At 40.2% G+C, this 21,935-nt stretch carries 22 protein-coding genes; 13 read left to right on the forward strand and 9 right to left on the reverse strand.

The genetic code is table 11. The features are described from left to right. Positions 1–10 precede the first annotated feature (10 nt). The 5 genes from ACT53H_RS09985 to ACT53H_RS10005 all read right to left on the reverse strand — a co-directional run bounded on the left by ACT53H_RS09985 (position 11) and on the right by ACT53H_RS10005 (position 7,051). On the reverse strand, positions 11–967 hold the full coding sequence (locus ACT53H_RS09985) for a DnaJ C-terminal domain-containing protein (protein WP_174740764.1): 957 nt from the start codon (positions 965–967) through the stop codon (positions 11–13). A 146-nt stretch (positions 968–1,113) separates the two neighbouring features. Further along, positions 1,114–1,725, reverse strand: a complete 612-nt coding sequence (locus tag ACT53H_RS09990; RefSeq protein ID WP_004794957.1) for a LysE family translocator — start codon at positions 1,723–1,725, stop codon at positions 1,114–1,116. A gap of 138 nt (positions 1,726–1,863) precedes the next feature. Beyond that, positions 1,864–2,739: an Hsp33 family molecular chaperone HslO gene (hslO, locus tag ACT53H_RS09995; protein WP_005301920.1), complete on the reverse strand. Its 876-nt coding sequence runs from the start codon at positions 2,737–2,739 to the stop codon at positions 1,864–1,866. A gap of 162 nt (positions 2,740–2,901) precedes the next feature. Further along, positions 2,902–4,746 (reverse strand): monovalent cation:proton antiporter-2 (CPA2) family protein, encoded by a 1,845-nt coding sequence (locus ACT53H_RS10000; protein WP_262771555.1) that lies wholly within the window; start codon positions 4,744–4,746, stop codon positions 2,902–2,904. A 76-nt stretch (positions 4,747–4,822) separates the two neighbouring features. Next, positions 4,823–7,051, reverse strand: coding sequence for a primosomal protein N' (locus ACT53H_RS10005; RefSeq protein ID WP_476009173.1), 2,229 nt, complete (start codon positions 7,049–7,051; stop codon positions 4,823–4,825). Positions 7,052–7,199: 148 nt separating this feature from the next. Here ACT53H_RS10005 and gspF point away from each other — a divergent pair, with 148 nt between their 5' ends. The 4 genes from gspF to ACT53H_RS10025 all read left to right on the forward strand — a co-directional run bounded on the left by gspF (position 7,200) and on the right by ACT53H_RS10025 (position 10,111). Beyond that, positions 7,200–8,405: a type II secretion system inner membrane protein GspF gene (gspF, locus tag ACT53H_RS10010; RefSeq protein WP_005301929.1), complete on the forward strand. Its 1,206-nt coding sequence runs from the start codon at positions 7,200–7,202 to the stop codon at positions 8,403–8,405. 23 nt (positions 8,406–8,428) lie between these two features. After that, a complete protein-coding gene (gspG, locus tag ACT53H_RS10015) occupies positions 8,429–9,013 on the forward strand; it encodes a type II secretion system major pseudopilin GspG (RefSeq protein ID WP_476009174.1) in 585 nt (194 codons plus the stop codon). Between the two features lie 269 nt (positions 9,014–9,282). Next, the gene (locus ACT53H_RS10020; protein WP_238612054.1) at positions 9,283–9,627 is read left to right on the forward strand and encodes a hypothetical protein; all 345 of its coding nucleotides are present in this window, start codon (positions 9,283–9,285) and stop codon (positions 9,625–9,627) included. A 145-nt stretch (positions 9,628–9,772) separates the two neighbouring features. Beyond that, positions 9,773–10,111 carry a tRNA-binding protein gene (locus ACT53H_RS10025; RefSeq protein WP_174732444.1) on the forward strand — a complete coding sequence of 113 codons (339 nt, stop codon included), beginning with the start codon at positions 9,773–9,775 and terminating at the stop codon, positions 10,109–10,111. A gap of 1 nt (position 10,112) precedes the next feature. Here the strand turns inward: ACT53H_RS10025 and lnt are convergent, their stop codons facing one another. Beyond that, entirely contained in the window at positions 10,113–11,672 is a 1,560-nt protein-coding gene (gene lnt / locus ACT53H_RS10030; protein ID WP_353156480.1) for an apolipoprotein N-acyltransferase, read from the reverse strand. Then, entirely contained in the window at positions 11,669–12,508 is an 840-nt protein-coding gene (locus ACT53H_RS10035) for an HlyC/CorC family transporter (protein WP_009393056.1), read from the reverse strand. The genes lnt and ACT53H_RS10035 overlap by 4 nt, the downstream gene beginning before the upstream one ends. A gap of 185 nt (positions 12,509–12,693) precedes the next feature. Here ACT53H_RS10035 and tusA point away from each other — a divergent pair, with 185 nt between their 5' ends. Further along, entirely contained in the window at positions 12,694–12,951 is a 258-nt protein-coding gene (tusA, locus tag ACT53H_RS10040) for a sulfurtransferase TusA (RefSeq protein WP_002053527.1), read from the forward strand. 132 nt (positions 12,952–13,083) lie between these two features. Beyond that, positions 13,084–13,464, forward strand: coding sequence for a hypothetical protein (locus ACT53H_RS10045; protein ID WP_312820921.1), 381 nt, complete (start codon positions 13,084–13,086; stop codon positions 13,462–13,464). 43 nt (positions 13,465–13,507) lie between these two features. Here the strand turns inward: ACT53H_RS10045 and ACT53H_RS10050 are convergent, their stop codons facing one another. Next, entirely contained in the window at positions 13,508–15,220 is a 1,713-nt protein-coding gene (locus ACT53H_RS10050; protein WP_238612058.1) for an electron transfer flavoprotein-ubiquinone oxidoreductase, read from the reverse strand. 186 nt (positions 15,221–15,406) lie between these two features. Here ACT53H_RS10050 and ACT53H_RS10055 point away from each other — a divergent pair, with 186 nt between their 5' ends. The 5 genes from ACT53H_RS10055 (at position 15,407) to ACT53H_RS10075 (ending at position 19,812) form a co-directional block, all read left to right on the forward strand. Continuing rightward, complete coding sequence (locus tag ACT53H_RS10055) at positions 15,407–16,018, forward strand: DUF1285 domain-containing protein (RefSeq protein WP_004794931.1); 612 nt, start codon at positions 15,407–15,409, stop codon at positions 16,016–16,018. A gap of 46 nt (positions 16,019–16,064) precedes the next feature. Next, entirely contained in the window at positions 16,065–16,931 is an 867-nt protein-coding gene (gene murI / locus ACT53H_RS10060) for a glutamate racemase (RefSeq protein WP_191900547.1), read from the forward strand. 118 nt (positions 16,932–17,049) lie between these two features. Then, a complete protein-coding gene (locus ACT53H_RS10065; protein ID WP_107880658.1) occupies positions 17,050–18,054 on the forward strand; it encodes a DUF4062 domain-containing protein in 1,005 nt (334 codons plus the stop codon). Between the two features lie 73 nt (positions 18,055–18,127). Beyond that, on the forward strand, positions 18,128–19,144 hold the full coding sequence (hemH, locus tag ACT53H_RS10070) for a ferrochelatase (protein WP_151747384.1): 1,017 nt from the start codon (positions 18,128–18,130) through the stop codon (positions 19,142–19,144). A gap of 23 nt (positions 19,145–19,167) precedes the next feature. After that, complete coding sequence (locus ACT53H_RS10075) at positions 19,168–19,812, forward strand: MBL fold metallo-hydrolase (RefSeq protein ID WP_004794923.1); 645 nt, start codon at positions 19,168–19,170, stop codon at positions 19,810–19,812. Here the strand turns inward: ACT53H_RS10075 and ACT53H_RS10080 are convergent. Beyond that, complete coding sequence (locus ACT53H_RS10080) at positions 19,809–20,003, reverse strand: DNA gyrase inhibitor YacG (protein WP_107880660.1); 195 nt, start codon at positions 20,001–20,003, stop codon at positions 19,809–19,811. The two genes, ACT53H_RS10075 and ACT53H_RS10080, sit on opposite strands and share 4 nt — an antisense overlap. Positions 20,004–20,090: 87 nt before the next feature. On the opposite strand from ACT53H_RS10080, the gene ACT53H_RS10085 reads away from it, so the two are divergent. Both ACT53H_RS10085 and ACT53H_RS10090 read left to right on the forward strand, forming a co-directional pair. After that, complete coding sequence (locus ACT53H_RS10085) at positions 20,091–20,729, forward strand: class I SAM-dependent methyltransferase (protein WP_476009175.1); 639 nt, start codon at positions 20,091–20,093, stop codon at positions 20,727–20,729. Continuing rightward, positions 20,719–21,924 carry a TIGR03862 family flavoprotein gene (locus ACT53H_RS10090; protein WP_476009176.1) on the forward strand — a complete coding sequence of 402 codons (1,206 nt, stop codon included), beginning with the start codon at positions 20,719–20,721 and terminating at the stop codon, positions 21,922–21,924. Before ACT53H_RS10085 ends, ACT53H_RS10090 begins: the two co-directional genes overlap by 11 nt. Positions 21,925–21,935: the final 11 nt, after the last annotated feature.

The raw sequence follows: 21,935 nt of genomic DNA on the forward strand, positions 1-21,935 counted from the left end.
ATCTTGCTCCCTAATGAGATGAACGAGGTTCGAATGAAGCAAAGGCTTCTGCCAATTGCTGATACGCTTCTTTTTCTTTTTCAGAATGTGCTGGTGGGAATACAATATTTAAAATTAAATACAGATGCCCTGGCGTTTTATTTGGTATCCCTTTGTCTTTTAAACGTAGTTGCTGTCCTTGTTTTGCGTTGTGAGGTAAATTGACGTTTAAAGGTCCAGCAGGTGTTTTTACTTCAATACCTTGACCTAAGGCAGCTTCCCACGGCGCTACATCTACAGTCAAATATACATCGCTACCTTCAACATGAACGCGGTCTGTATCTTTATACTGAATTTCAATATAAAGATCGCCGTTGGCACCGCCATTAATACCACTTTGTCCTTGTCCACTTAAGCGGATTTGCTGACCTTCTTTCATACCTTTTGGTATTTTTACCTGCAAGGTTTTGCGTTGAACTTCAGGCTCACCATAAGCATTCATGGTCGGGATTTGCAGGGTAATTTGTTGCGTTGATCCATGATAGGCAATATCAAGATCAACCTCTATGCTGGCATGTTGGTCTTCACCGCGATAACTACGCTGCTGTCTTTGGTGTTGCTGTTGCCCACCACCAAAGCCCGCACCAAAGCGACCAAATAAATCTTCAAAACCACTAAAGTCTGCTTGCTCACCGCCTGTAAAGCCTTGGCGATAAAACTGTGCTCCATCAAAACCACCTTGTGCAGCACCCTGACCAAAGTTATTAAAACCTTGAGGGTGATCTAACATCTGGTCATATTCAGCTTTTTTTTCTGCATTGCTTAACGTGTCGTAGGCAACATTAATCGCCTGCATCTTTTCTTCAGCATCTTTTTCTTTGCTGATGTCAGGATGATATTTACGGGCTAGTTTCCGATAAGCTTTTTTAATTTCATCAGCAGAGGCTTTGCGTGTAACCCCTAATTCTTCATAATAATTTTTTGCCATAATGTTTTATCACGATGGAGTTGTTTATTTCATTATGAAACGATTTTTAGAGTTTTCAATAAGCTAGATTGTATAAGAGTTGTTCTATTCCCAAATGAAATTAATAGAAAAAGATATAGGCAAATGAGGCCCATACCTTTCATGATTTAGATAAAACTTTGATATAAGCCGTAAAGGGCAATAAGTAAAAGTAATAAACCGCATAGGCCTAATATTTTTGGGTATAAATGACTGTTAGATAGGCGACGGAAGAATATATAAACCAAAGATAAAGTGAGGAAGTCTAAAACAATCCATGTCAGGGTTAGTATGGTTAGACTTAAATTTAATTGGGGGGTAATAGACACAAATTGCGGAAAGAAAGCCGAGAAAAAAATAATATCTTTAGGGTTTGAAATACCGACGAGAAAGCCTTTTTTAAAGCCGCCATTTTGTGCTGAAACTGTTTGTATTGCTTCTGGGTGAGGTGCTTGAATGACTTCTTTGAGAATACTAAAACCCAAATAACCAATATATAGGCAGCCTAAAATACGAATGATATTGAGATAACTATCGTTAACGCTCAGTACCCCCTTTAAAACGAGTACTGAAATAAAAATTAAGACAAGGGATGCTAGATTTGTACCAAAAATGGTTTCAAGTGCTTTTTTATAGCCTCCTTTAAGTCCAGCGCTTGCAACTAAAATCATGACGGGGCCAGGGGTCGCAATCATAATAACTACGCTAAAAATAAAGAGAAAATAATCAAAATAATTCATGGTATTTAGGCATCTTATTTATTAGGCTATAAAGTAGCCTTATCTTATCCTATTTAAATTAACATGTTGAAAATTATCATCAAAAAATAAAGGTAAATAAAAAAGGCGGTATATCCGCCTTTTTATAAATTTTAATAATTAACTTAAATGTTCACCAAATAATGCTAAAGCTTCTTCAGCAGTAAAGGTGTATTGAGTATTACAGAACTGACAATCCATACGAATAGGGTTCTGTTCTTCTAAGGTTTCATGAACAGCGTCTACACCAATTTGAATCAGCGCATTTGCACAGCGTTCTTTTGAACATGTACAGCCAAATTTTAGTGCTTCAATTTCTGGTAAACGAACTTCTTCTTCGTTATATAAACGATATAAAATTTCGTTTGCATCTAAATTGGTCAGCTCTTCGGCCTTTAATGTTTCGGTCAACATTGTCAAGCGTGGCCATAAATCTTCATCGACCAAGTTTTGCTCTTCTTCATCATGACGTGGTAAAAGCTGAATCAGTAAACCACCAGAGCGTTTAGTTGTACTTGCTAACACAATGCGAGTTGGAATTTGTGCAGACAAATCGTAATACTGCATTAAACAGCCAGCTAAAGTCTTTTGATCAAGAGGAACAATCCCTTGATAACGCTCGCCAAATTCAGGTTCAATATTAATAAATAAAACTGGATTAACTAAAGCGCCAAGAACTGTACTACTGTCTGTTGCTTCAATGAAACGTGGGTCTGTTTCATAATCAGCTAAAGCACGTACTTCACCCAAATGATTACATTCAGCCATTGCCCACTTGAAAGTGCCGCTAGCCTGGATTTGCAAGCTGATACGGCCTTTGATTTTTAGTGTACTTGCAAGTAATGCAGTCGCACTCAACATTTCACCTAGCAGAATTTTAACCGCAGGCATATAGTCACGTTGAGCTAAGATAGTTTGTAGTGCCTCTTCTAGATGAACTACTTCCCCACGAACCGGAAAGTTCTCAATATAAAAGCGTTGGCGTAAATCAGACATAATATTCTCCAGGGCCCTAAGCAAGTATAACTATTTCGTTGTAATCAAGCTTAGGAAATGCAGCGAAGCCGCAAGCTGGACAGGGGCAGCTTTGTGCCCATTGTCCAATTATTTAGGCAATGTGAATAAGTCCTTAATATAGCCATTTTTCGAAATCTCAAGTTATTCGAGATGATCTCTTGTAATGTCGATGCGATTTGGCTGTAAATGACGCTTTAAATTCACATCATGTTTTGAAGTGGCTTGTTGCTGCGCATCACTTTCAAACAAGTGCTCAAGTTCGGCTAAAGCATTACGATGAGTTTCAAAGATCTTCTGTTCATCAGTATAAATACTTTGCTGCTGTATGAGCAATTTCTCATCATAATCCCGAAAGATTTCGATATTGTTATAAGCTTGTTCATCTGAGATACCGAGTTCTCGTAAGGCGCGATAAGCCATTCCTAATGAAGATAAATACGTCTCACGCCAAATGTATTCAACGCCTAAATCTCTTAAAAGATGTACATGGTGGCGGTCACGAGCACGAGCCAACAGCTTTAAGTTTGGATAATTTAATCTAAGATGGCGAGCGACATTCATTGAATCTTCAACATCATCAATCGCTAAAATAAATACTTTGGCTTTTTCAATACCCGCCGAACGCAATAAATCTGGCTGGGTCACATCGCCATAATAAAGCTTACCGCCGTATCGACGAACAAAGTCCACTTGATGAAGATTATTATCGATTGCGGTAAAGCCTAAATGTTGCAGACGGGCAATACGCGCGATAATTTGTCCAAATCGGCCAAAACCAGCAATGATAATCGGGTTATCCTGCTGAGGAATTTCATCGTACTCAGGTGGGCGTTCCTTATTAAACAGAGGAATGACCTTGGTTGCCATAATCCAGTAAATCACTGGGGTAAGTACCATCGACAACGTCACAATAAGGGTCACTGGCTCTAATAGAGCTTGAGTTAAAATCTTCTCACTTTTCGCAAGGCTCAAAATTACAAAAGCAAATTCTCCGCCTTGTGCCAAGCAAGTACCCAAAAGCAAACTATTGTTCCAGCTGTATTTTTTATAGCGGGCAATGGCAGTCAATATCAGTGTTTTGATGAGCAATAAGCCGATTGCTCCACCAATAATAAGTAAAGGCATTTCAATCAGTAATGACAGTTGAGTAGTCATACCCACGGTCATAAAGAATAAGCCAAGTAGTAAACCTTTAAATGGTGCAATACTCGCTTCAACTTCGTGACGAAATTCTGAATCTGCTAATAATACACCTGTGAGGAACGCGCCTAACGTCGTGCTAATTCCTAAAGTATCCATAAGCAAGACAACAGCAAGAATAATAAATAATCCTACTGCTGTAATAAGTTCAGTCGCGCCACTTTTGGCAACAAAGCGGAAGAATGGACGCATCACATAGCGACTAAACAAAAACAATCCAGTAAAGGTTGCAATAATCGCCGCAAAATAAGCAATCCCATGATGGGTTGATTCTGTTCCTGCCAATAATGGAATGATGGCAAGTAAGGGAATCGCCGCTATATCTTGAAAGAGCAAAATCGAAAAAGACTGCTGACCATAAGTCGTGTTGAGTTGCTGCTTTTCAGTCAGAAGCTGTAATACAAAAGCGGTAGAAGACAGTGCAAGGGCAAAACCAATGACAAAGCTAACAGAAAGCTGCTGCTTAAAGAGTAATAGTATGATCAGCATAAGTACGCCACCGCTAATGAGGACTTGCAGACTTCCCATTACAAAAATAGAGTCACGCATTTCCCACAACCGCTGTGGTCTTAGTTCTAAACCAATCAGGAACATCAATAAAATGACACCGAATTCGGCAAGTTCCATAATTGCTTCAGGGTCATGTGCAATATTTAAAACACTAGGACCTAGAAGTATTCCTGTAAATAAATAACCTAAAACTGTTGCTATCCCTAGGCGTTTGCCAAGAGGGACTAAAATCAGAGAAGCTCCAAGAAAGATTGTTGCTTGCAGTAGGAATGACATTCATTGCCTCGAATGTATTAGTCTCTTTTAAGTGTAAAGCCAAAAAGGCTTCTTCACACCATGATATTCAAATCATCTAATTAAATTCTTGCGGATCGACATCAATTGATAGCCTGAGTTGATGCTGTCTTGGTGCATGAACCAATTGAGACCACCATTGTCTTAAGTAAAAATGTAGGCGAGCACGGTCGGCAGATAAAATTACCATGTGGGCACGGTAGCGTCCCGCTTTACGTTCCATCGGCGCTGGAATAGGTCCCCAAATATCAACAATCTCACCAGCCACGTGACGAAGTTGCTCGGCAGCTTCATTTAAAAATTGTAAGGTATAGTCACGATCTTTAGATTCTGCACGTATTAGTACTGCATAGCGATAAGGCGGCAGCAAAGCTACTTTACGTTCAGCCAGCGTTTGTTTGGCAACCGCGCGATAATCTTTTTCGATGAGCGTGGTGAGTAATGGATGGTCAGGTCTTAAGGTTTGTAAATAAACATGGCCTTTGTGTTCACCACGACCTGCACGACCAGCGACTTGTACAATCAACTGCGCCGTACGCTCTGGTGCACGGATGTCTACACTGAGTAAACCTGCATCAATATCTAAAATGGCAACTAATGTGACATGCGGAAAATGGTGGCCCTTTGCCAACATTTGAGTACCGAGTAAAATTGTTGGTTTGTTTTGATGAATACGATCATAGATTTTTTGCCAACTACCGACGCGACTGGTACTGTCACGATCGACCCGAATGACATCATGATCTGGAAATAGTTCTTGTAAGTGCTCTTCAACCTTAGCGGTTCCTGCACCTAAAGTTTTTAAGCTTTTTTGCTGACATTCAGGGCAATGATCTGGCAAGCGATGAATGGTCCCACAGTGGTGACAATGTAAATAAGAATAAGGCTGAGTGTGCAAAGTAAAATGCGCGTCGCAATGCGGGCAATTTGCTTGCCATCCACAGCTTTCACAAACCAGTACAGGTGCATAGCCACGACGGTTTAAAAAGATTAAAACCTGTTCTTTTCTAGCTAATGTATGTTTGATTTGTTCAATAAGGGGCTGGCTAATTCCATGCTGTTTTTTGACAATTTTAAGGTCTATCAAATGCATTTTAGGCAAAAGTGCATGTCCAGCACGTTTGTTGAGTTGCAGTGTAGTTAATTTGCCAGTCTCGACCAAATAATAACTATCAATACTTGGTGTTGCTGAACCTAAAATAACAGGGCAGCTTTGCAAGTGACCGCGGTACAGTGCGACATCACGTGCATGGTAACGGAAGCCTTCTTGCTGTTTATAAGACAAGTCATGCTCTTCATCTAAAATAATGAGGCCCAAACGTGGCAGTGGCGTATAGATGGCAGAGCGTGTCCCTAAAATAATAGAGGCTTTACCAGTTTGTGCCTGTTGCCATGCTTGTAAACGTTTAGAGTCATTTAAGCCAGAGTGCAATAGAGCAATATCACAGTTAAAACGAGACTTAAACCGAGAAATGGTTTGAGGGGTTAAACCAATTTCAGGGACCAAAACCAAAACTTGCTTACCTTGCTTTAGCACTTCGTGCATGATGTGCAGATAAACTTCAGTTTTACCACTTCCAGTTAAACCATCTAACAAGAAGGCTTGGTACTGATGCTGCGCGTTTATGACGTGCTGGGTTGCCTTCTTTTGGTCTTCATTGAGTGTGAGTGGCATTTGCGCCAATTGAACAGGTGCGGGGCTAAAGTCGTGCGGTTCAAGTGTGCAATCTATTAGCCCTTTCTTTTGAAGCGCTTTAAGAGTGGCTGTTTCTACACCACTTAAATTGAGAATATTTTCTGTAGTTCCAGCAGGGTGTAATTTTAAAATCTGATAAGCATCTTGTTGCTTTACCGAGCGTTTAAGAAGTGCTTCAACATTATCGCAGGGTGTGATTTTCCAAAGATGAAACAAAACATCCATCGGTTTGCCCTGACGCAATAACGCGGGTAGGGCGGTTTGCATGACCTCACCAATTGGAAATTGGTAATATTGTGCGGACCATGTCAATAAACTTAAAACTTGTTCATCTAAAATTGGTTCTTCATCTAAAAGTTCAGAAATGGCTTTAAGCTGAAAGGTACCTGTAAATGATTCATTTGGGTTCACTTTTTCTGTAATGATGCCAATCAGGTTTTGGCGTCCAAATGAAATAGCGACGCGTGAGCCTACGTGAGCCCGTTCATATTGTGCTTGGGTGAGTGTATAGTCAAAAGTGTCGTACAGATGCACAGGTACGGCTACACGCACACGATAAACAACTGAATCAGGCTTTGGCGTTATGGTCATAGAGGCTCATTTCGTCAATTTTAAAAAACGGCATAGCGTCGTGAAGAGGAGTTGGGTATTCTACACAGGCTATAGAACGAATATGAATGATTGCGTAGCATAGATGCAACAGCAGCGACTATTATTTTTGGAAAATTAGAACATTACCATGCCTGCATATCAATTTACTGCCATTGATGCTTCAGGGAAGCAGCAAAAAGGAGTGCTTGAGGGAGACTCAGCGCGCCAAATTCGCCAACAATTACGCGATAAAGCATGGACTCCCATTAGTGTCGATCCTGTTGAACAAAAAGATAAACATCAGAGTCAGGGGTTATTCCAAAAAAAGTTCAGTGCTTATGATTTGGCACTCATGACCAGACAACTTTCTGTTTTGGTTGCAGCGGCCATTCCTCTAGAAGAAGCTTTACGTGCGGTCAGCAGGCAAAGTGAAAAACCGCATGTGCAAAACCTTTTATTATCTGTCCGTTCTCGCGTTTTAGAGGGGCATTCACTCGCACAAGGCATGCAGCAATCTGGACGGTTTCCAGACCTCTATATTGCAACGGTCGCAGCAGGTGAGCGTTCTGGGCATTTAGATCTGATTTTAGATCAGCTCTCGGATTACACCGAAAACCGTTTTGCCATGCAAAAGAAAGTTCAGGGTGCCATGATTTACCCAATCATTTTAATGCTGATGTCTTTTGGTATTGTGATGGGCTTAATGACTTATGTTGTGCCAGAGATTGTAAAAACGTTCGACCAAAGTAAAGATGCCTTGCCGTGGATTACAGTTGCTTTAATGAAAGCCAGTGATTTTATTCGACATGCTTGGGTGTTTATTATTATTTTTGCAGTTGTGGGAATTGTCGCATTCGTAAGATTTTTAAAAACGACCGCTGGGCATTATGCTTTTGATCGATTAACACTCAAATTGCCATTATTCGGTAAACTGTCACGTGGTATTAATTCTGCACGATTTGCCAGTACTTTATCTATTTTGACTCGTTCAGGCGTACCTTTGGTTGATGCCTTAAAGATTGGTGCAGCAGTGACCAGTAATTGGGTCATACGCGATTCAATTGCCCATGCAGCTGAGCGTGTTACCGAAGGTGGTAACTTGGGTACACAGCTTGAGCGTAGTGGTTATTTCCCCCCAATGATGGTACAAATGATTCGAAGTGGTGAGGCATCAGGTGAACTGGACCGCATGCTAGAACGTGCATCGACCATGCAAGATCGTGAGGTTACAACATTTATTTCAACCTTACTGGCATTACTTGAACCACTTATGCTGGTTCTAATGGCAAGCATTGTACTGGTTATTGTAATCGCGGTTATGCTGCCAATCGTAAATATGAACAATATGATTTAATAACTTTGATATTAGAGATAATGATGAAAGTAAAAAATATTCAAAGCGAAATAGCGATGGAACAACATAGTGAATCTGCGGTTTCAAATCAGTTTGAGCCAACGTGCCATTCCGAGCATAACTCTCAATCAGATGTTTGCTCCTCAAGCACAGCTTTCGGACTTGCGGCACGTTCGAGCGGTGCTCGAATGAAACGTGCCTCAGGATTTACCCTCATTGAAGTGATGGTCGTGATTGTAATTTTAGGCGTGTTAGCAGCGTTAATCGTACCAAATGTCATGGGGCGTAGTGAAAAAGCTAAAATTGATACCACCCAAATTACATTAAAAGGTGTGGCTGGTGCTTTAGATCAGTACAAGCTTGATAACGGACATTTCCCAACCATGCAAGAAGGCGGACTAGATGCTTTAGTTAATCAACCTGCAACAGCGAAAAACTGGATGCCGGGTGGCTATGTAAAAGGTGGTTATCCTAAAGACAGTTGGAAAAACGATATTCAATATGTCATTCCTGGGGCAGATGGTCGCGCTTTTGATTTGTATTCATTTGGCGCAGATGGCAAAGATGGTGGTGAGGGTAATGATGCGGATATTTATTATCAGCCTTAATTGAAAATATAATAGAGATTATCAATTTAGTTAAAAAGATAAGCCGATAAATTCGAATTGATAATCTCTCTCAATCAGAAAAATATAATAAATATTTGAAAAATATAAATTAAAATTAATAATGATATTTGAGATTTATAATAAGAATTATTCCCATATTTAATAGTTACAAGAAAGTTAAAATGTAGAGAAAAATAAGCTATATATTTAAATGAAAGCTTTGCATAATAAATAAAAAGCACTTTATTCAATTAAAAAGGAGAGATTAAATGAAAGCATTTCTCATATTAGATGAACTGACTCAGTTTCATTGGGTAATGCTCAAGTCTGTCCTATTGATTTTGGGTTTATTGCCGCTTGCTGAATTTTCATTAAAGCTATGGCTGAGTACAGAGGGAAGTAGCCAAATTATGATTGGCTTTTTTGCGTTAAGTATTGTGAGTGCATGGTTGATGGTGAGCTTCTTTACCGCATTAAAAGCGAGTGTCTGGCAAGCTAAACAAATATCTACTCAATATGAGCAATTACTGTTTAAAGCTTATCGTTATGTCCCAATGGCCTTTTTATCAAGCTTAGTTGCTTATTTATCTTTGGAACTATCTATCGCTTTTTAATGATATTTTAAAACCAAATTTTTAAATAAAACGTAGACTCAACATCTACGTTTTATTTTTTAACTGGAAATAAAAAGAGGGTGTTTCTTTATTTGTACATATTATATGCTTCAAATCAGATATTTAAGAACATGAGAAAAAGTAAATGGAACAAATCGAGTGGAATGATTTTTTAAAAGTAGAGCTTCGCGTTGGTAAAATTATTCAAGCTGAAGTTTTTGAAAAGGCACGTAAACCTGCCTATATTTTGCAGGTAGATTTTGGTGAAGAATTGGGTGTACGTAAATCAAGTGCACAGATTACCAAGCTCTATCAGCCACAAGATTTGATAGGTAAATTAGTTGTTGCTGTGGTGAATTTCCCTAAAAAACAAATAGGGCCTATTCAGTCAGAATGCTTGGTGACAGGGTTTCATAACGCAGATGGGGATGTCGCACTTTGTATCCCAGAGTTTGAAGTTCCTCTGGGTACAAAGCTATTATAATTTAGCGACGTGATTTAAAAGAAACGTCAACTTTACGTGGACGATACACCCAACCTAAAATCAGCAGTAATACTGCAAATCCTAACACTGGATAATCACCTAAACGGTTATAAAGGGTTTGACCTTGCATGGCAGGTAAATCACCTCTCAAGACAAACTCTTTATCGAGCGGAGCTTGTTCAGTGATATGGCCATTTTGATCAATAAAAGCTGTTACACCTGTGTTGGTTGCACGAATAAACCAGCGTCCATTTTCTTTAGCACGCATCTGCACCATCTGTAAATGTTGCCACGGCCCAGCAGTACCCGTAAACCAAGCGTCATTAGATACAGTAACCAAGAAGTCGCTGTCTTCTGCATTATGTCGGGTAAGGTTCGGATAAGCCACTTCATAACAAATCGCAGCAGCAAGCGCATGTCCTTTGATCATGAGGGGTTTCTGGTTACTCTCCCCACGTGAAAAACCGCTCATGCTAATATCATTTTGCATGGCTGGTAATACCCATGAGAGTAAACCTGACAGTGGAATATATTCACCAAACGGCACAAGACGCTGCTTTTTATAGAGACCGCTTGAGTCGCTACCAGAAGCCATAATACTGTTGTAATACAGCGGGCTACCAACTTCATGAGATTTGGTAACATCCCAGTAGGGAATTCCGGTTACCCATGCAGTGTGGTTTTTTTTAGCTTGGGCATCCATTGCATCCAAAAACGGTTCAATATCAGTTTGGAAGAGTGGAATTGATGATTCAGGCCATACAATTAAGTCACGGCCCCATTCAGATTGAGTCAGACCAGCGTAAATTTCTAATGTTCTAACTTGATATTCAGTCAGCCATTTTAAATCTTGTGGAATGTTGCCTTGAATGAGCGAAACACTAAGCGGTTTGGCAGCTTTAGGTTTTACAAACTGTATATATGATGCTCCCCATGCGCCTAAAACCAATAGGGCAGATGGGATAACCCAGAAAATACGCTTGCGCAGAACTTCAACTAAAGCACATGCTAATACAATGACAACGAAGGAAATTGCATAAATACCGAAGAGAGGTGCGTAACCATCGAGTAAACGTTCAGTAAAAGCGTAACCTACAAACAGCCATGGGAAACCTGTAAATACCCAAGTTTTTGCCCACTCAAAAACAATCCAGAGTGGTGCAAAAGTCAGGGGTGTTTCAGGGAAGAAACGTCGGTAAACCCAAGTCTGAAGTGCGGTAAATAAACCCATCACAAGGGCCATAACAGCAATCATACCCACGCTTAGAACAGCATTGGTGTCGCCATATACATGGATGGAAGTGTAGAGCCAAAAAGCCCCCACAAACCATAAGCCGAAGCCATAGCTCCAACCAATAGCAAATGCTTGTTTAGCCGAACGTTTATGTAGTGATGCATAGAGTAGGGCTGGAGATAAAATTGCCAACCACCACCAATAATAAGGTGCCAGTGAAAAACTGAACACGGCACCTGAAAATAAAGCAATGAGTAAAGGAAAAATTAGAGGAAGCTGTTTTTGTTGTTGCGATGAATCTAACAGCTTTTCAAAGTATGCTCTCATTGACGTACAGCTCGAATCAGATGAATAGTGCGTGCATCTGCTTCAACGATTGTAAATAACCAATTTCCAAGCTCAACAGTTTGACCTTGTAAATCACTTACCAGACCAATCTCTTGAAGCAATAAACCGCCGACAGTTTCTACTTCATCGTCAGAAAAATCAGCATCTAAAACAGTATTAAAATGTTCGATTGGTGTAAGTGCTTGCACCATCCATGCATTTGCTACGGTATGGTCATTGTCTGGAACAATGTACTGAGCATCTTCATCAGCAGTGTCATGTTCGTCTTCGATTTCGCCAACGATCTCTTCAAGAATATCTTCAAGCGTCACAAGACCCGCTGTTGAACCATATTCATCAATCACAATAGCAATGTGAGTCTGAGTATGTTTCAGCATGCGTAGTACCTGATCGGAACGTGCACTTTCTGGAACAAATAAGGGTTGACGCATAAGAACTCGAATATCAACTTTGGTATTCGGTTCGGTTAGAAACGGCAACAAATCTTTTGCGAGCAAAATCCCGACAACATTATCAGGTTGATCAGAAGAGAAGACTGGAAAGCGTGAGTGAGCAGACTCAACCAGTACATCAAGAATATCAAGTAACTGATCATCTTCTTGCAAACTGATCATTGCTGTTCGTGGTGTCATGACTTCACGAATTTTTGTAGCTGGAAGGTCAAGAACGCCTTCAAGCATGGCAACAGTATCTGGTTCTAAAAAGCGGCGTGAATTTTGGACTAATTTTAATAATTCATCACGGGTTTCTGGTGCTGTACCTAACCATTTTCGTAAGCCGCGCATTCCCCACGACGGACCTGGTTCCTCTTGCATGATCTTTCCTAAAGACTCAATCTATCAAATGAATACTTTGAATCATACCGAAGAAAAGATGCTTATGCATCTATAAAACAAGCTAAAAGACAAAACGCATATTGTTATGTAAAAGCCAGTTACAGTTAACAGCTCAGTAATTTGTTTATGCTAAAATGTGAAAATTCTATTTGTTCGAGTTTGTTATGTCAGAGCAACCCATTTCACCTACTGTACAACTCAATACGCGTGGTTTACGTTGTCCGGAACCTGTCATGATGTTGCATCAAGCCATCCGCAAATCTAAATCTGGGGATGTGGTTGAAGTCTTCGCAACAGATAATTCGACCTCGTGGGATATTCCTAAATTTTGTATGCATTTAGGCCATGAGTTGTTGTTGCAAGAAGAACGCTTAGATGAAAATGGTCATAAAGAATTTCATTATTTGGTGAAGAAAGGGTAATAGAATAATAAGGCTTCTAATAAAGACGATTAGAAGCCATTAATAATTCACATTTAATTTGAAATGATAATTTTTTACAAATAAGAATCGTTATATAATTTATAAAATTAAGTATATAAATGTCGTATAAAAATGAATGAATATTTTGTAAAACGAAGCTTATTTATTTTTCTTTGGTTTTTCTCTATTGCTGGTTTATTAAATCTAAAAACCCCTTGGTTATCTGAAACTGTTGCTACCATTATTTTAGTTACTGTTATTATTGTTGGCTCAATTCTGTTGGGCTATAGAAATACATATTTTGCTCCCAAACCAAAAATAAAGATGAGTCTGATTTTGCATACAAGATTCATGGGGTTCATGTTAATTCTTGATTTATTGTTTGGGAAATCAGTTTGGTATTTCGATTTAGCACGAAACTTTGGTTTTCTTGGTCTGTTTTTATTAGGCTCATTTATTTTCTATAAAAAGAACTTCAATTTAAACGTAGCAAAAATACCGCCTTTTCAATAAGCGAATCCCAATAAAAAAGCCCCGAATAATCGGGGCTTTTTTATTACATATTAGGGTAGTTCGGACCGCCGCCGCCTTCTGGCGTTACCCATGTGATGTTTTGAGATGGGTCTTTAATATCACAAGTCTTACAGTGAACACAGTTTGCTGCGTTAATCTGGAAGCGTTTAGAGCCATCATTATCTTCCATAATTTCGTAAACACCAGCAGGACAGTAGCGCTGTGCAGGCTCATCCCATTTCGGTAAGTTTACGTTCACTGGAATTGAAGGATCAGTAAGCTTCAAGTGAGCTGGCTGGTTTTCTTCATGTACAGTGTTTGAGATAAACACAGAAGATAAACGGTCAAATGTAAGCTTGCCATCCGGTTTTGGATAGTTTGGCTTAAAGCTGGTTGCATCAACAGTTTTCAATGCAGCGAAGTCTTGCTTCAAGTCATGTAAAGTGAATGGCACTTTAAAGACGTTTTGGTCGATAAAGTTAAATGCACCACCCATCCATTGACCAAATTTATGCATTGCTGGGCCAAAGTTACGAGAGTTATAAAGCTCTTCTTTTAACCAGCTGTTGTTGAATTTGTCAGTGTATGAAGTTAATTCTTTAGTGAATAAATCTTCGCCTTCAGTAACGCGCGCAATGGCAAGGTCACCGCCTTTTTCTACACCAGCAGCAATCGCTTCAAATACAGCTTCACCACATAACATGCCTGATTTCATGGCAGTGTGTGAGCCTTTGATTTTTGCAAAGTTTAAGAAACCTGCATCATCACCAATCAAGCAGCCGCCCGGGAAAGTCAATTTAGGCAATGAGTTGAAACCGCCTTTCACTACAGCACGTGCACCGTAAGAAATACGCTTACCACCTTCTAAATATTGTTTAATGAGTGGGTGTGTTTTCCAGCGTTGCATTTCCATGAATGGATACATGTGTGGGTTTTCGTACGACAAGTCCACGATCATACCCAAAGTCACTTGGTTGTTTTCAGCGTGGTATAACCACCAGCCACCAGAAGAAGCTGTTTCAGCCAATGGCCAGCCAGCGCCGTGCATGACTAAGCCTGGCTTATGTTTTGCTGGGTCAATTTCCCAAAGCTCTTTAATCCCGATACCGTAGTGCTGTGGATCAACATTTTTATCGAGGTTGTATTTAGCAATGAGGCGTTTGCCTAAGTGACCACGGCAACCTTCAGCAAAGAGGGTGTATTTAGCGTGAAGCTCATAGCCCGGAGTAAAGTTATGCGTTGGTTCGCCATCTTTACCAATACCCATGTCACCCGTTTGAATACCTTTTACAGTACCGTCTTCATGATAAAGCACTTCAGATGCAGCAAAGCCAGGGAAGATAGAAACTTCTAGTTCTTCAGCTTTTTGACCTAACCAGCGAACCACGTTACCTAATGAGATAACATAGTTACCGTCATTGTGCATGGTTTTAGGAACCATCCAGTGAGGTACTTCTTTAGAAGTGGTGTCTGAAAGTAAGAAGAAAGTTTTGTCTTCAGTTACTGGTACGTTAAGAGGCGCGCCTTCTTCTTTCCAGTTCGGGAAAAGTTCATTGATGGCACGTGGCTCAAGCACAGCACCAGACAAGATATGCGCACCTACTTCAGAGCCTTTTTCAACTACACAAACAGAAAGATCGGGTAAGTTTTTTTCAATCGCTAATTGACGGATCTTAATCGCAGCAGACAGACCGGCAGGTCCTGCACCTACGATGACAACGTCAAACTCCATCGATTCACGTTCGATGTGTTCCATGTAGGACTCCTCAATACTTAAAGGTGGCAACCGTCATATTCAGAAATTCGGTGCTGCCGTGAGTGTTTTAATCCATAGGCGCAAATATGCTATTGTGCCTTTTATCGTTTTGGCTAGTATAGTTTTAAACCATGATCTAGCCAATTGGCTGAGTCGTCATATTTTTTCGTCAGCAAGGCATAAACTATGGTAAATCAAAATAATTCCCCATCGGATATGGGAAAAATACCGTTATCTGATGATAAAAACTTAATGAACATTGCACAATACTTAAAAGGTGTACAGCAAAGTCACAAAAGGTCAATTCCACCTTTAGAGCAGTGGCATCCAAAGCATTGCGGCAAAATGGATTTGACGGTTAAAGCCAATGGAGAATGGTGGCACGAAGGTCAATTAATTAAGCGCCAAGCCCTATTAGATCTATTTACCAAAGTCCTATGGAAAGAAGAAGGGAAATTCTACCTGAAAACCCCCGTAGAACAAATTGAAATTGAGGTTGAAGATGAACCTTTATTAGTCAATCAGGTCGATCAAGTTGAAATTTCAGGTGATCAATTTTTACAACTGACCACGACCAATCAAGATGTGATTTTAGTTGATGCTGAACATCCAATTTTTATGCGTGAATATGCAGGGGAGTTACGTCCTTATGTGCATGTCCGATTTGGTATTAATGCGCTTATTCAACGCCAGTCTTTTTATCACTTAGTGAACTATGGAACACTCATCGAAAAAGAGAATGGTGAAACCGTTTTAGAGTTAAAAAGTGGTAATTTGCTCTTGCAATTAGGCACTTGAGGTTTAAGCTTTAGGAAGTGAAATTTTCTGACACTTCAGTACAGCTATGACCGCCATACAACCTCTATTTACCGATCTAGAACCTATGCCTAAAGCATCAGCAGATGCCCCAATTGGTATTTTTGATTCGGGAATTGGGGGAATGTCTGTTGCAGCAGAAATAGCTAGATATTTGCCGAATGAACGCATTGTGTATTATGCCGACACAGCCTACGTTCCTTATGGCCCACGTTCTGATGAAGAAATTAGAGAGCTCACAGCTCGCGCAGTTGATTGGTTATACCGCCAAGGTTGTAAAATTGCGGTGGTTGCCTGTAATACAGCTTCCGCATTTAGTCTTGACCATTTACGTGAGCATTATGGTGAACACTTTCCAATCGTAGGGTTAGTTCCAGCATTAAAACCTGCCGTATTACAGACACGTTCTAAAGTGGTTGCTGTGTTGGCGACACCTGCTACTTTTCGTGGGCAACTCATTAAAGATGTTGTCGAGAAGTTTGCTGTTCCGGCGGGTGTTAAAGTGATGACCTTAACCAGCCTTGAACTTGTTCCTTGTGTAGAAGCAGGACAACAAATGGGAGAGGCATGTTTAACGGCATTAAAAGCGGTTTTACAGCCTGCCGCTGAGCAAGGTGCAGACTATTTAGTGCTCGGTTGTACGCATTATCCTTTCTTAAATGAAGCAATTCATCATCTTTTTGATAACCAATTCACATTGGTTGATTCGGGATTCGCAGTTGCCCGACAAACAGCCCGTATTTTAATAAAAAATGCGTTATTATGTGACCAAATAGGTCAGAATGTTGCACGTATTGAATGTTACGTCAGCGGAAATAATGCTGATGCACTGCAACCTGTTTTACAACATATGATTCCACAAGAGTTAACTTGGACACTTCATAATCTGAACTGATCTTTTAGCATCATTTAGAAAATAGTGTTTTTTTATATTTATTATTTTATTTGGGGCGGTTCATGATCTTGGCTGATTTTAAGTCACATACAGATCATGAGGCGATAAGGGTATTGTTATGCTCGATACACGCTATCAGATTTTTATTTCAACGTCTGGCCGCGATATGCAGCCAGAGCGAATGGTTTTGTCTCAAACCTTGGTGGGGATGGGTTTCTTTGCTTGGGGGCTAGAACATCGAACGCCTTTAACAACTACACTTGCACGTCGACAAATTGATGAATGTGATTATGTAATCTTACTTTTAGGAAGTCAGTATGGAGAACAATCGATTTCTGGTGTGAGTTATCTGTCTTTAGAATATGAATATGCGTTAAGTCAGGCTAAACCTATTATTGTGTTCATGCATGAACAACCTGAAAGTCGCGAAATAGATTTACAAGAAACACATCCACAACTTAAAGATAAATTTCTCGCATTTAGAAAAAAGTTATTACACGAAGCAAAGCATATTTTTTACTTTAAAACTCCACGTGAATTGGAGTTGGCTGTCCGTTTAAATATACCTTTAATGGTTGAGCAACATATGGGACAAGGTTGGGTTCCTGCTCATCAAGCTCAGCAGTTAGAAGACGAAATTAGACTATTAAGAAGTAAAATTTTGCAGTTAGAACAGCGAGTAACCGAGCCATCAACTCAGTTAAAGGAAGTTGCACCGCAAGATATTTTTGCATTTGAATATCAGATTCAAGCATTTCAGGATGGCAACTTTAAAGAGCTTAAACGACAGAGACAAATGACATGGTCTCAGTTATTGAGCGTGCTGGCAAAGCGCTTTGAAACAGCGGTGCCAGAAGAGAATTTTGGAATTTGTCTGAATGAATATTTAAATCAGGCAGGCTTAGAAGATGCTCGTCAGGAATTACCTCGTGCGCATGCGGTGGCTTGCGCACAGATTAATCATAAGGCACTGTTTCGAATTAAAAATCAAATGCAATCACAAGGCTGGATTGTCCCAACACAAACTGAGCAATCATATGACCTTTGGAAACTAACCACTAAAGCCCAAAAGATATTGCTTAGTTATAAATGGAACCATCGAGGCGTTCGATTAAAAGCTTAGAGCGATTCAATTTATATATGACACTGAAAACTGTTACATTAGTGTCATAAGATGAACTGAAAGGCATTTACACATGTCGTTTGAACAAAAACCGAAAGTTACTGTCATTTTAGCGAATTTAGGCACACCAGATGAGGCGACTGTGCCTGCGGTGCGCCGTTTTTTAAAACAGTTTTTATCTGATTCACGTGTGATTGAAATACCGAAATTCATTTGGTGGCTTATTTTAAATCTGTTTGTTTTACCTTTTCGCCCGAAAAGAGTAGCGCATGCCTATGCTTCGGTATGGTCAGCAGACTCGCCAATGCGCGAAATTGTGTTTGAACAAACCAAACGTGTGCAGGCTTATTTAGAACAAGAAAATAAACAGTTTGATTTAACGGTTTTACCCGCAATGACTTACGGTAATCCGGGTATTGATAAAGTTTTAGAAAAATTGGCGGCTAACCCACAAGAACATGTCATTTTATTGCCTTTATTTCCTCAATATTCTGCAACGTCTACAGCGCCGTTATATGATGCATTTGCCAAGTGGATTCCAGCTCAGCGGAACTTGCCGGGTCTAACCATCATTAAAGACTATTATCAGCATCCTATGTTTATTCAAGCATTGGCAGAAAGCGTTTTAGCCTACCAAGAGCAGCATGGTAAACCTGAAAAACTGTTGATGTCATTTCACGGGATTCCACAGCCTTATGCAGATAAAGGCGACCCTTATGCAGATCGTTGTCGTATTACAGCAAAGTTAGTTGCTGAAGCCTTACATTTAAAAGAGGATGAATGGGCAATTAGTTTCCAATCACGTTTTGGAAAACAAGAATGGGTGAAGCCTTATACTGACCAGCTTTTACAAGATTGGGCAAAACAGGGCGTTAAGTCAGTTCAAGTTTTAAGCCCAGCTTTTTCTGCCGATTGTTTAGAAACACTTGAAGAATTAGCTATTCAAAACGCTGAGTTATTTCAAGAAGCAGGTGGTGGTAACTATGCTTATATTCCAGCTTTAAATAGCGATCAGGCTCATATTGATTTGCTTGCAGGTTTAGTTCAGGCTAATCTTGATGCCCTTACCCATACCTTAGCCCACCGTTAATTGCGTTTTAGCCAGAGGTTCTTATGCTGCAAGTCAAAATTGTTCCCGTTACTGCATTTGCTCAAAATTGTTCCCTTGTTTGGGACAGTGAAACGAAAGAAGCAGTTTTGATTGATGCAGGTGGCGATGCTGCTGTTTTGAAAAAAGAAGTAGAAGCCTTAGGTTTAAAAGTGAAGGCTCTGTGGCTAACTCATGGGCATTTAGATCATGCGGGAGCGGTAGGCGAGCTTGCCAAAGAATGGAGCGTTCCTGTAATTGGTCCACACAAAGAAGATCAGTTCTGGCTAGACATGATTCAGGAAGTATCAGCACGTTATGGCTTTCCGATTCCACAACCTGTCAAAGTCGATCAATGGCTTGAAGGTGGTGAAGTACTAAAATTGGGTGAAGATGAATTTGAAGTACGCTTTGCACCAGGGCATACACCAGGGCATGTGGTTTTCTATAATAAAAACCATGGCTTACTTTGGACAGGCGATGTTCTGTTTAAAGGTTCGATTGGGCGCACAGACTTCCCACGTGGTAACCATGAGCAGTTAATTGAATCGATTAAACGTGAGTGTTTTAGTTTGCCAGATGATACTCAGTTTATTTCTGGACATGGTCCAATGAGTACCATTGGCTATGAAAAGCAATTTAACCCGTTTGTCGCGGGTAAAGCAGGTTAATCTTCATAATCATCTTCATTTTGACTACCCTTGTTTTGCTGAGGAGCATCTTGGGTAGGCAGTCTATATTCATCATTTGCCCAAGCGCCTAAATCAATTAATTTACAACGTTCAGAACAAAATGGACGAAATTCATTGCCTTCCCAAACACTTGGTTCACCACAACGTGGGCAGGGAATTGTACGTGGCATAAAGCGATATCCTCAAAGTGAAGAGAAATAGATTAGGCAAAAGTCAGGTGACTTGTTAGACTTATGCCGATTTTTATTTAGTTTGATGTGATTATGCCGATTCGTCAATTTCAAGCACAACGTATGCAAGCGCCTCGTGATTTTACCCCAATTCAAAATACCCCGATTTGTGTAGAAATTGGAGCGGGCAAGGGCAAACATGCTTTGCTTTTTAGTGGGCAACAGCCACAGCACACGTTGTATGCAATTGAACGAACCCGAGAAAAATTCTTGGCAATGCAAAAGCAGCATGGTTTGGAACCAAGAGATAATCTGGTACCTGTACATGCAGATGCTTTACCTTGGGTGGTACATGCTTTACACCCTGCCCAAGTTGAACATTTCTTTATTCTTTATCCGAACCCAGAACCGCATAATCCAGCACAACGCTGGTTGAACATGCCATTTTTTGAGTTCCTGTTATCACGTCTGAAAACAGGCGGAACCATTAATTTGGCAAGTAATATTCCTGAATATATTGAAGAAGCTGAACAACAGTTATTAAATGTGTGGAAGCTGCCTTACCAAAAAGAAAAAATTGCGCAAACCTCTGCACGTACTCATTTTGAAATTAAATATTTAGAGCGTGGCGAGCTTTGTCAGCAGCTCATTATGACCAAGCCTGAAGGTTATAAAACTCGATTTGATGAGTTTGCACCGCTGCAAGGGCAAACACATGTCGAATAAGCGGGTTGCCATTATTGGGGCAGGCCCAGCAGGTCTTATGGCTGCTGAGGTGCTTAGCCAATACGCTTATAATATTGATGTCTATGAACAAAAACCTTCAGCCGCACGTAAGTTTCTGATGGCAGGTAAAACTGGGTTAAACATCTCGCATGCCGAACCTTTAGCACAGTTCATTGACCGTTATGACCATGCAGAATGGCTCAAACCGTGGGTTGAAAAATGGGATGCACTGTGGATTCAAAACTGGATGAAAAGTCTAGGAATTGAGTCTTATGTGGGCACCTCAGGTCGCATTTTCCCTGTCGAAATGAAAGCTGCTCCTTTACTGCGTGCTTGGCTAAAACGTTTAGCAGAACAACAAGTTAAATTCTTTTATCGTCATCGTTGTATTAATTTACAAAGTACAACAGTGACTTTAGAAAACCAAAATAATCAAAGCAGCGAGACTTTTACCCAGCAATACGATGCAGTTATATTGGCTTGTGGTGCGGTGTCGTGGTCTCAATTAGGTAGTGATGGTGCATGGCAGCAATGGGTGGATCAATCTGATATTGAGCCTTTCCAGCCAAGTAATGCCGGGGTATTGCACGCTTGGTCAGCTTTTATGGAAAGCTGTTTTGGTGAACCTTTAAAGCGTATCAATGCGTGGGTTGAGCCTAGCCAGATTACCCATGGTGATATTGTAATTACTCACTATGGGTTAGAAAGTGGTGTTATTTATAAACTTGGACGAGCTTTACGAGAACAACAAAGACAAGGGAAAAGCTTAAATCTATTTTTGGATTTATTGCCTGATGTAGAGTTGTCACAGTTAATTAAAAAATTGCAGGCCAGTAAAAAACAATCGCTCACCAATATCTGGCGTAAAGCAGGCTTAGACACGGCCAAAATTAACTTAATTAGAGAAGTCGTTGATAAAGCGTTATGGAGCCAACCAGAGACTATGGCTCAGCAAATTAAAGCACTTCAAATCAAGTTAGATGGCTTTAGGCCTATTGAAGAGGCGATTAGTTGTGCTGGTGGTATTAAGCAAAAAGCATTAACTGAGAACTTGAACCTTAAACAAATCTCAGGTGTGTTTTGTTGTGGTGAAATGCTGGATTGGGATGCTCCTACAGGTGGATATTTACTTACAGCATGCTTTGCTACAGGGCGAGCGGCTGGTGAAGGCGTGCATTTATTCTTAGAAAAATAACAGCGAATTTG

Source organism: Acinetobacter sp. DMC2, assembly GCF_056314305.1.